Origin of the sequence: Pseudomonas cyclaminis (assembly GCF_015163715.1) — a bacterium.
Lineage (GTDB): Bacteria > Pseudomonadota > Gammaproteobacteria > Pseudomonadales > Pseudomonadaceae > Aquipseudomonas > Aquipseudomonas cyclaminis.
In genome coordinates, this window is record NZ_JADDUM010000104.1 from 1 (window position 1) to 10,647 (window position 10,647).

Sequence of the window (10,647 nt, forward strand, 5' to 3'; positions counted from 1 at the left end):
CCCCTCCCACATGTTGAATGTATTCACAGATCAGAGGTGGGAGGGGGCTTGCCCCCGATTGCAGTGTTTCAGTCAAAGAATTTGTTAACTGATCCACCGCCTTCGGGGGCAAGTCGAATTGTCGCCCCCTTCCACATTTTCAGTCCTGCGCTGATCGTCAGAGGGCGATCGGCTTGCGACCGGCGAAGGAGTGGGCCAGGGTGCCACCATCCACCAATTCCAGCTCGCCCCCCAGCGGCACGCCATGGGCGATACGCGAAGTGATCAGGCCTTTGTTGCTCAGCAGTTGAGCGATGTAATGGGCGGTGGCTTCGCCTTCCACGGTCGGGTTGGTGGCCAGGATCACCTCGGTAAAAGTGCCCTGCTCTTCAATGCGCGCTACCAGTTGCGGAATGCCGATGGCTTCCGGGCCAAGGCCGTCCAGCGGCGACAGGTGCCCCTTGAGCACAAAGTAGCGCCCGCGATAGCCGGTCTGCTCCACTGCATAGACGTCCATCGGACCTTCCACCACACACAGCAACGTGTCGTCGCGGCGCGGGTCGGCACACTGCGGGCAGAGGTCTTCTTCGGTGAGGGTGCGGCACTGGCGGCAGTGGCCGACGCCCGTCATGGCCTGGCTCAGAGCCTGGGCCAACCGGGTGCCGCCGCTGCGATCACGCTCCAGCAGTTGCAGCGCCATGCGCTGGGCGGTTTTCTGGCCGACGCCCGGCAACGTGCGCAGGGCGTCGATCAGTTGGCGAATCAGGGGGCTGAAGCTCATGGGCATTGGTCCGACAAAACAACGAGACGCGGTTTATACCCGCGCCCCGGATTAGCGTCAAATCCTCAATCCTGCGCGACCCGCACCACCAACTTGCCGAAGTTGCGCCCTTCAAGCAGACCGATAAAGGCTTCGGGCGCCTGCTCCAGGCCATCGACCACGTCCTCGCGGAACTTGATCTTGCCATCACGCACCCAAGGCGCCATGGCACTGAGGAACTCGGGCTGGCGATCACCGTAGTCGTCGAACACGATAAAGCCCTGGATGCGTACCCGCTTGGTCAGCAAGGTGCGTTGCAGCGCCGGCAGGCGATCAGGGCCACTCGGGGCTTCATGGGCGTTGTAGCCGGCAATCAGGCCGCACAGGGGAATGCGCGCCTTGGGGTTGAGCAAGGGCAGCACGGCGTCGAACACCTTGCCCCCGACGTTCTCGAAATAGATGTCCACGCCCTTGAAGCAGGCCTGGGCCAGTTGATCGGCGAAGTCTGCGCTCTTGTGGTCGATACAGGCATCGAAGCCCAGCTCGTCCACCACGTAGCGGCACTTGTCGGCGCCGCCCGCAATACCGACCACACGCAAGCCCTTGAGCTTGGCCACTTGCCCGACTACCGAGCCGACTGCACCGGACGCCGCTGCCACCACCAGGGTTTCGCCGGCCTTGGGCTGGCCGATGTCCATCAGGCCCATGTAGGCGGTCATGCCGGGCATGCCCAGCACACCCAGGGCCATGGACGGGCTCGCCAACCCCTTGGGCACCGGGATCAGGTTGCGTCCGTCGGAAATGCTGTGGCTCTGCCAACCGGTAGCGCCGACCACCAGATCACCCACTTCGAATTTCGGATTACGCGACTGCTCGATACGGCTGACAGCACCACCGGTCATCACCTCGTCGATCTCCACAGGTGCGGCATAGGAAGGTGCGTCGCTCATGCGCCCGCGCATGTAGGGGTCGAGGGACAGGTAGAGGGTTTTGAGCAGGACCTGGCCGTCCGCCAGCTCCGGCAGGCTCACGCGTTCCAGGCGGAAATTCTCCGGGGTGGGCGCGCCTTGGGGGCGCGAGACCAGCACGATGCGTTGGTTCAGGGTCAGTTCTTGAGGCATCAGAGGGCTCCTTATCGAATTGATCGGTATAGGGTGCAGACCATGGGTGCCGTGCCAGGGTTCGATTGAAGGGATCGATTGAACAGGCACAAACAAAAATGCCAGGCACTGGGCCTGGCATTGGAGTCTAGCTAACGCTGGATAATCAGAACGGCAGCTTCATGCCCGGCGGCAGTTGCATGCCGGCGGTCGCGGCGCCCATTTTTTCCTGGCTGTTGGCTTCGATCTTGCGCACGGCGTCGTTGACGGCCGCGGCGAACAGCGCTTCGAGCATTTCCAGGTCATCTTCACCCACGCCCGGCAGCACGCTTGGGTCGATGCTCACGCGCTTGATGTCGTGACGACCGGTCATCACCACACTGACCATATCGCCACCGGCTTTACCGGTGACTTCGGCGTTGGCCAGTTCTTCCTGCATCTTGGCCATCTTTTCCTGCATCTGCTGCGCCTGCTTCATCAGGCCGGCCATGCCACCTTTCATCATGGGAATCACCTCAAAAGTACGTGGATCAAGTTAGTAGCCCGGTGTCATGACGCTTGGGGCACCGGGGCTTCGACAGGTTCAATAGTATCGTGACGGACGACCGCCCCAAACTGTTGCATCATTTGCTGGATGAGCGGGTCTGCGTGGATCGAATCCTCAGCCTCGCGCTGGCGGTTGATACGCCGGCGGGTCGCGGCCTGGGCCGGGGTTTCCTGCTCGGGCTTGATCAACTCGATGGCGATGGTCAGCGTGCGCCCATGGTACTGGTTCAGCGCATCGTTGAGACGACGCTGCTGGGTTGCGTTGAACAGGGCGCTGTGGGCCGGGTCCAGGTGCAACAGCCAGTGGTCGCCATCAATGGAAATCAGTGTGCAGTTGGCGGCGATGCTGCCGGTCATGCCGGAGATCGGCAGTTTCGGGAACAGTTCCAGCCATTGCAACGCCAGGCCGGTGGCCGGGGCGGCGGCCGGCTCCGCTTCGGGCTCAGGAGCCGGCTCGGCGGTGTGTTCGCTGGCCAGGTCATCCAGGTAGCTGTAGGCCGAATCCATGTCCGGCTCGATGTAGTCTTCATCAAGCGGCGGCTCATCGTCGAGGTCGATGCCCGGGGTTGCGGCTTCAACCTGAGCGACGGTCGGCTCAGGCACCGGTGCGGACACCCACTCCGGGGCATCCGGCACCACGCTGTCCGGCGTGGGCGCGGGCATCGGGGTCAACTCGGGCTGCTCGCCAGTGGTTTCCAGTACAGGCTCCACGGCGGGCTGCTGCTCGGGCTCGGCTTCGGCCTCTACCGGGTCGTTCCATGGCAGATCGACCACGGGCGCAGGTTCGGGCTCAACCACCGGTGCCGGCTCAACCACTTTCGCGACCACAACGGGCTCAGGCTCAGGAGCCTGCGCAACAGGCGCAGGGGCCGCAACCACTGGCGCAACCACCGCCGCGCCAGCCACTGGTTTGGCGGAATCAACTGTGGCCTGGCTGATCCCCACTGGCTTTAGCGGCTGTCTCGGCACGTCGGCCGTATCGGCGGGCCGGAAGGCCAGCATCCGCAGCAAGACCATCTCAAAGCCACCACGAGGGTCCGGCGCCAGGGGCAGGTCGCGACGGCCGATCAGGCCCATCTGGTAGTAGAACTGCACATCTTCGGCCGGCAATGCCTGAGCCAGACCCAACACGCGGTCACGGTCGCCATGGCCGTTGTCGACACCTTCAGGCAAGGCCTGGGCGATGGCAACGCGGTGCAGCACATTGAGGATTTCCGAGAGCACGCCGTTCCAGTCCGGGCCTTGCTCCGAGAGGTGGCGCACGGCTTCGAGCAACGCCTTGGCGTCACCTTCGATCAGGGCGTGCAGCACGTCGAACACCTGGCCGTGGTCGAGGGTGCCGAGCATGGCGCGCACATCGGCGGCCATGACCTTGCCTTCACCAAAGGCGATGGCCTGGTCGGTGAGGCTCATGGCATCACGCATCGAGCCATCGGCGGCGCGGCCGAGCAGCCACAACGCGTCGTCTTCGAACGGTACGTTCTCGACGCCCAGCACGTGGGTCAAATGCTCGACCACACGCTCCGGGGTCATGTTTTTCAGGGAGAACTGCAGGCACCGCGACAGAATCGTTGCGGGAAGTTTCTGCGGGTCGGTGGTTGCCAGGATGAATTTGACGTAGGGCGGCGGCTCTTCCAGGGTTTTCAACAGCGCGTTGAAGGAATGGCTGGACAGCATGTGCACTTCGTCGATCAGGTAGACCTTGAAGCGGCCGCGGCTCGGCGCGTACTGCACATTGTCGAGCAGTTCGCGGGTGTCTTCGACCTTGGTGCGGCTCGCGGCGTCGATCTCGATCAGGTCGACAAAACGCCCTTCGTCGATTTCCCGGCACACCGAGCAGGTGCCGCAGGGCGTCGAAGTGATACCGGTCTCACAGTTCAGGCATTTGGCAATGATGCGCGCAATGGTGGTCTTGCCCACCCCGCGAGTACCGGTGAACAGGTAGGCGTGGTGCAGCCGTTGGCTGTCCAAGGCATTGATCAGAGCCTTGAGCACATGGGTCTGGCCGACCATTTCGCGGAACGAGCGCGGACGCCATTTACGTGCAAGAACCTGATAACTCATCGAAAACCGTCGCAACTGGGAAGCGGAAGCCGGTAATGCTAGCGGAGCAAGGGGGAAATTGCATCCGGCACGCTCGCCTAATCTGACTAAGCTCTCCTGACTGGCGCCTCAAAGGCCTGAACCCGGAGAGTGTATGCGCGTAGTCCTGGGCGCTTTATGGATGATGACCACGGTCTGCCTGGCGGCGCCTGCACCGTTGCGTTTCTCGGTTTCCGACAGCTGGGCGATGCCCATGGTGCAACTGGAGAACGGGCGGCCAACCCAGGGTATTTTGTATGACGTGATGTTGAGCCTGGCCACCCAGGTCGGCCACCCGGCGCAGTTCCATGTGCTGGCCCGGGCACGCATCGCAGCCGCCATGGAACACGGCGAGATTGATGTGCGCTGCTATGTCACCCAGGCGTGGGTCGACAATTTCTCCGGCGATTACACCTGGAGCCTGCCGCTGATGGTGCAGCGCAACGTGCTGGTGAGCACCCATATCCCGGCGCAAGCGGTGTCCCTCACCCAGTTGGCGCCCCAGGCCATCGGCACGGTGCTCAATTACCGCTATGCCACCCTCGACCCGTTGTTTGCCAGCGGCCAACTCACCCGCGACGATGCCCGCAGCGAAGAGCAGGTGCTGCACAAGCTGGTGGCCGGGCGCTTCAAGTATGCGGTCATCAACGAATGGATCCTGGACCGGTTCAACCAGAACATGCCCGTCGGCCGACGCCTGCACAAAGTGGCCGTGATCGACGAGCAAAGCCTGGGCTGCATCGTGCGCAATGACCCGGACGTGCCGGTGCAGAGGATTTTGCGCACGTTGTTGAAGATGAAGATGTCGAGGGAGATCGACGACATTATCCAGTTGTATACCGGAGAGCCCGCCTCCAGCGCCCTTCCAGACTGATGGCGGCCACACTGGCCAGCACCATCACCCCACCGAGTACCACCTGCCGTGTAATCTGTTCACCCAGCAACGTTGCCGCCATCACCATCGCCACCGGCGGAATCAGGTACATCGCCACCGATGCGCGACTCACCTCGACATACTTGAGCACATAGCCCCAGCCGAGGTAGGCCAGGGCGCTGGGGAAAATACCCAGCACCAGCACCGCCAGGTTCTCCGGCAACGGCGCCTGCACCACGGCCGCCGGCAAGCCAGGCAGGTTGACACAGAGAATCAGGGTGCCCACCCACACCATGTAGCACGCCAGGGTCAGCGGGCTGTAGCGATGGGCATAGTGCTTCTGAACAGCGAAATACACGCTCCACGACAACGCCGCCAGCAGGATCAGCAACCCCCGCAGGTCGATATCGCCCACGCCCTGGTCGCCCCAGATCACCACCAGCACACCGAGCAACCCCGAGAGTACGCAGCCCCAACGCCAGGCGCTGACCCGCTCCTTCAAGCAGACAAACGCGATCAGCACGCTGAACAACGGCGCCGACTGCGCCAATACGCTGGACGCCGCCGCCGTCACCCATTGCTGCCCGGCATTGAGGCTCATGTGGTGCAAGAAAACGCCGAAAAAACCCAGTACCAACAACCACGGCACATCCCGCAGGCGCGGCCGACCGATCCCGACCACCAGCGCCACACCCACCATGAACACCGAGGCAATCAGAAACCGCAGCAACGCCAATTGGCCAGGGCTGTAGCTGTGCAAGCCCATGTGCACGCCGATCGGTGAAAAGGCCCAACAGAGGATCACGCTGGCGATGACTAGCGTAAGCTTCACGGGTGACGGGGTATTCATCGATGGCGTCCAGAAACTAAGAAGGAATGCCGTCAGTCTTGGCCCCGGCATGCCGTAGGACAATTAAGTGTTTCTGACTTCTGAAATCAGCGGAACTGAGCAATGGAACTGGCCCAACTGAAAATGGTGCGAGCCGTCGCGCAAACCGGCAGCGTGGCCCAGGCGGCCGTGCAACTGCACTGTGTGCCGTCCAACATCACCACACGCATCAAGCAGTTGGAAAGCGAGTTGGGCACGCCGCTGTTTATCCGTGCCGGGCGCGGGCTGGCCATCAGCGCGGCCGGGGAAATTTTCCTGGACTACTGCGAACGCATTCTCGCGTTGGTGGAGGAGTCCAAGCGCGCGGTGGACGCCAATGCCATCCCCCGTGGCACCTTACGCATCGGCGCCGTGGAGTCCAGCGCCAGCGGCCGCCTGCCGCCGCTGCTGGCGGAATACCATCGACGCTACCCGGATGTCAGCCTGGAACTGGTGACCGGCGCCTGGGCTCAGTTACTCGACGATCTGCAACACCATCGCCTGGACGTGGCGCTGGTGGCCGCCAGCAACAAGCGCTCCAAACTTGAACACAGCGTGGTCTACAGCGAACGCCTGGTGCTGATCGCCAGCGCGTCCAGCGCCCCGATCCACAGTGCCGAAGACCTGGCGGGCCGTACGCTGCTGGTGTGGCCATCGGGCTGCCCTTACCGGGCGGCGCTGGAAAACTGGCTCAAGCCCCACGACGTCAAGCCGGCCATCGCCAGTTATGCCAGCTGGGGCACGATTATCGGCTGCGTGAGTGCTGGAATTGGCGTGGCGCTGGCGCCGGAAGGCATCCTGGCCCGCTATGAGCAGGCCAATCAACTGGCGTCCTATCGGTTTGACGAATTGCAGGCCGTGGACAACCTGCTCTTCTGGCGCAAGGACACCCAGCGCCATTTGGCGCGGGATGCGTTTGCGGGGCTACTTCGAGAAACGTTCGGCTGATCCATGCCCAGCCTGACGTGACAGATCAGCTTTTAGGTGCAGCCAACCGCGCGTACTGATCCTGACTGATCCAGCCCTTGAACGAGCGGTCGTCAGCATTGATGAACTCAACCTGGGCCCAGCCATCCTTGAACGCCAGCACGCCGACCACGTCGTTCTTGACGATATACGGGCGCTTGGCCGCCTTGGCGCCCGGCGTTTTCTGCAGGTAAGCCTTGTCGGCAGATACGGTGACCAGACCGATCCACTGCTTACGGGCGGTCTGGGTCAGGTCCAGGCCGGTGGCAATCTCCGGCATCAGGACGTGATGCAGCCGGGATGCTGACGGCCTTCCTCCACGGTCAGGGTCACGCCGTCGGACGAAGGCGCCACGCTGCCAGGGTAGGCGTCGTCGAGCCAGGTGGTGAGCGCGCCGGGCTTGCCTTGCAGGTAGAACGCACAACTGCGCGTCACGCCCTCACCCATTGATTCCGCGTAGAAACCTTCGACCTGATGCTCCGGCGTCACGGCCAGCATCAGCCCTTCGTACTTGCCCGATTGCAGTGTGGCCGAGCCGGCCATGGCAGGGGCCACGACGCACAACGACAACACACCCATCGCTAGAAAACGGATCATCCTATTTTTTCCCTTCAAGTTTTTCGTAGGCTTTTTGCATAAGGACGTCGTAGTTGCCGTAGTCCTCACCGTTATAGTTACGTGCCATGCCGGTAAAGTCTTTGGCCTTCATGGCTTTCATCAACGCCGGGCTTTTGCTGCAAAAACCGAGGAATGCCTTTAGTTGATTGCCGGCATTGACCTTTAATGCCGCCGAAAACTCAAACACCGTCTTGTAACCACACGACGCAAAGTTGAAGCCCATGATCTGGAACATGCCCCACGAAGCCGACATCAAGGCGGCTTCCTGGTCCAGGGCAAATGCGGTGGCCATGGTTTCCCAGGCCTTGGCCTGGTCCTTGTTGTTCGCCTGCCACTGCGGCCCGGCCTTTTTCTTGTAGGGGTAGGACAGCAGCGGGTGAGCCTGATCGTAGATGTGCTTGGTGTATTTGCGAAACAGGTGCCCTTCAAAGGCGATTACCGGCAACTTGGCCGGCCCGAAGCCGGAGCGCCCGCCGGACTCCACGGTCGCGAACGCCTTGATGATATTCACCGAAATACCGCTGCCCAGTTGCGTGGCGGCGTTCTGGAAGTCGGTTTCACTGAGGGTCATGCCCCCGTCGCACGTGGCCTGGAGCATCAATTGCCGGTTACGCCGCTCGGCCTCGATCATCGCGCGCATGCGGTCCAGATACACATTGACCGTGGCCTGCACAGCATCGCCCTGATTGTTGCCGAACACGTTGAGAAAGGTCGGGATGCGCATGCTCGGAAAAGCCTTCACCGGCACTTTCACCGCTTCCTCGATCAGGCTGTTGAAGGTGCGGCCGGTAGGGTCGATCACGCCATCAGGGTGGGCGTACTTGAGATGACGGAACTGGTACTGGCTGATGCATTGCACCAACTGGCCGTCGCACTTGCCGTTTTCGGCCAGCGGGAACCCCATCTTGGGAATGATCAAATTGAATAAGTACTGGATGCACTGAACATCGGCAGGCAAGTTTCGGGCTTTACCGGCCGCACCTACCGACGCAGTGATAAGACGGGGTAACCCTTGCAGGCTTTTCATCACAGACATCCTTGTTAGTTAAAGAAGTGATAGCACTTCAATATCAAATCAGCGCCCTTGTCATACTCTGAAACAAGTGGCCGGCGCAAACTAACAAGGCGGTTTGGGGTTGTCCAGAGAGGGTTTGGAAAGTTGTGAAACAGCCGTCATCGTCTGCGCAATAAAACATGGCAGTTGACTGAAGATAAAAAGTTTGGATTTGAATCGAAGGGGGGTATTGCAAGATAGAGCGTTATGGAGGCAACCCCACCAGCCACACCCCGGCACACAATGTTCCCGCTGTGGCTGCTGCCTTCCGGCTCTGACCAGGTTCACGGGTAATCGTTGCGGGGGGACCGATGGGGTCACCATAACGACGCTGGCCTCTCGGCAAGCGGGGCCATTGTACCGATCTCATCGGAAGTTACAACCGTTGGTTCCGGATTAAAAATACGAGGGGGCTCAAGCACTTGCCATGGTCATCAGCTTCTCCGCCATCCCCTGTGGGAGGGGGCTTGCCCCCGATAGCGGCCTGCCAGCCAATAAATCAGGCAGCTGACCCACCGTCATCGGGGGCGAGCCCCCTCCTACATTGGCTGATCATTGTGCCTGCAACACCTCGTCCGCCCTGCCGCCCTCTTCCTGGATCACCAGGTGGATGAAGTGCAGCTTGGCAATGACCGCCGGCGGCAGCACGAAGGGGTAGAAATCCGGCTGGCCCATGCTGCGCGACAATTCGTTGAGCATGCCGGCCAGTTCGATCCAGGCGTTGACGAACGACAGGAATGCCGGGCCGCTGGGGTGTTCGGGGTCATACAGCGTGGTGAGTGGGAACGGTTGGTAATCCAGGTCCATCTCGCGGGCGCTCATGCCAAAGCCCAGGGCGGTGTCGACGGCGTCCATCATGTGCAGGTAATGGGCCCAGGTTTCGGCCCAGTCTTCCCACGGGTGCATGGTGGCGTAGGCGCTGACGCAGGTTTGCTGCCAGTCCGGACGCGGGCCATTCTGGTAATGCTGGTCGAGGGCATCGGCATAACTGGCGCGTTCGTCGCCGAACAGGGTGCGAAAAGGTTCCTGCCAGTGGGTATTGGCGATCAGACGATCCCAATAATAATGGCCGACTTCATGGCGAAAGTGACCGAGCAAGGTGCGGTAAGGCTCGCGCATCTGTACACGGATTTTCTCGCGGTGGGCGTCGTCGGCCTCCTTGATGTCGAGGGTGATCAGGCCGTTGGCGTGGCCTGTCATGGGCGCGTTGCCCTCCAGGTCGATACCGACGAAGTCGAAGGCCAGGCCGGTGTCTTCGTCAACGCTCTTGGGCACGACACGCAGGCCCAGGCTGATCAGTTGCGCCACCAACCGGCGCTTGGCGGTTTCCACCTTGCGCCAGCGTTCGTGGTTTTCCGGGATCGACAAGTCGGGAATGGTGCGATTGAGGCTACAGGCCACGCACAGCGGTGCGGTGCTGTGGGCCGGGATCAGCCAGTTGCAGGCGGCCGGGGTGTCGAGGTTGGCGCAGCGACGAAAAGCACCGGCGTCCAGGTTGTCATCCTGCAACCAGGTGCCATCAACGGGGCCGGGCTGCAGCGAGGACAGGCGGCTTTGCTGGGGTTGGTAGCCCAGCAGCGCCGCGCAGGCCAGACATTGGCTGTTGCGAAAGAACAAGGACTGGCCGCAACGGCACTGCCAGACCTTGCCGTTACGCGAGGATTCGGCCATGAACGGTGCGGCGATGCGCGAACTGAGTTGCTCGAAGTAGCGGAACATGGCGATCTCTCCCTGGGTGACTGAGACTAGATCATTTAGCGCTTGGGATCGTTCCACTTTCCTATAGGGCTGCTGCGCAGC

At 61.7% G+C, this 10,647-nt stretch carries 9 protein-coding genes, 1 other RNA gene and 1 pseudogene; 2 read left to right on the plus strand and 9 right to left on the minus strand.

Annotated features, from left to right (window positions below; genetic code table 11):
• Positions 1 to 157 precede the first annotated feature (157 nt).
• The 4 genes from recR to dnaX form a co-directional block, all read right to left on the minus strand.
• Positions 158 to 760: a recombination mediator RecR gene (recR, locus tag IQK56_RS14615; protein ID WP_032887656.1), complete on the minus strand. Its 603-nt coding sequence runs from the start codon at positions 758 to 760 to the stop codon at positions 158 to 160.
• 65 nt (positions 761 to 825) lie between these two features.
• Positions 826 to 1,860 (minus strand): NADP-dependent oxidoreductase, encoded by a 1,035-nt coding sequence (locus IQK56_RS14620; RefSeq protein ID WP_122307470.1) that lies wholly within the window; start codon positions 1,858 to 1,860, stop codon positions 826 to 828.
• A gap of 145 nt (positions 1,861 to 2,005) precedes the next feature.
• A complete protein-coding gene (locus tag IQK56_RS14625; RefSeq protein ID WP_101272451.1) occupies positions 2,006 to 2,344 on the minus strand; it encodes a YbaB/EbfC family nucleoid-associated protein in 339 nt (112 codons plus the stop codon).
• Between the two features lie 44 nt (positions 2,345 to 2,388).
• A complete protein-coding gene (dnaX, locus tag IQK56_RS14630; RefSeq protein ID WP_150761597.1) occupies positions 2,389 to 4,449 on the minus strand; it encodes a DNA polymerase III subunit gamma/tau in 2,061 nt (686 codons plus the stop codon).
• A 133-nt stretch (positions 4,450 to 4,582) separates the two neighbouring features.
• Between dnaX and IQK56_RS14635 the strand changes: the two genes are divergently transcribed.
• On the plus strand, positions 4,583 to 5,341 hold the full coding sequence (locus tag IQK56_RS14635; RefSeq protein ID WP_193901743.1) for a substrate-binding periplasmic protein: 759 nt from the start codon (positions 4,583 to 4,585) through the stop codon (positions 5,339 to 5,341).
• Here the strand turns inward: IQK56_RS14635 and IQK56_RS14640 are convergent.
• Positions 5,292 to 6,191 (minus strand): DMT family transporter, encoded by a 900-nt coding sequence (locus IQK56_RS14640; protein WP_193901744.1) that lies wholly within the window; start codon positions 6,189 to 6,191, stop codon positions 5,292 to 5,294. The genes IQK56_RS14635 and IQK56_RS14640 overlap by 50 nt on opposite strands.
• A gap of 102 nt (positions 6,192 to 6,293) precedes the next feature.
• On the opposite strand from IQK56_RS14640, the gene IQK56_RS14645 reads away from it, so the two are divergent.
• Positions 6,294 to 7,157 carry a LysR family transcriptional regulator gene (locus IQK56_RS14645; RefSeq protein WP_193901745.1) on the plus strand — a complete coding sequence of 288 codons (864 nt, stop codon included), beginning with the start codon at positions 6,294 to 6,296 and terminating at the stop codon, positions 7,155 to 7,157.
• A 25-nt stretch (positions 7,158 to 7,182) separates the two neighbouring features.
• Here the strand turns inward: IQK56_RS14645 and IQK56_RS14650 are convergent.
• The 4 genes and pseudogenes from IQK56_RS14650 to IQK56_RS14665 all read right to left on the minus strand — a co-directional run bounded on the left by IQK56_RS14650 (position 7,183) and on the right by IQK56_RS14665 (position 10,566).
• Positions 7,183 to 7,772 (minus strand): annotated as a pseudogene (locus tag IQK56_RS14650) (hypothetical protein).
• A gap of 1 nt (position 7,773) precedes the next feature.
• Complete coding sequence (locus IQK56_RS14655; protein WP_099582680.1) at positions 7,774 to 8,820, minus strand: N-acetylmuramidase family protein; 1,047 nt, start codon at positions 8,818 to 8,820, stop codon at positions 7,774 to 7,776.
• A 244-nt stretch (positions 8,821 to 9,064) separates the two neighbouring features.
• An RNA gene (gene ffs / locus IQK56_RS14660) (signal recognition particle sRNA small type) lies at positions 9,065 to 9,161 on the minus strand.
• A 238-nt stretch (positions 9,162 to 9,399) separates the two neighbouring features.
• Positions 9,400 to 10,566 carry a zinc-binding metallopeptidase family protein gene (locus IQK56_RS14665; protein WP_122307466.1) on the minus strand — a complete coding sequence of 389 codons (1,167 nt, stop codon included), beginning with the start codon at positions 10,564 to 10,566 and terminating at the stop codon, positions 9,400 to 9,402.
• Between the last annotated feature and the right edge of the window lie 81 nt (positions 10,567 to 10,647).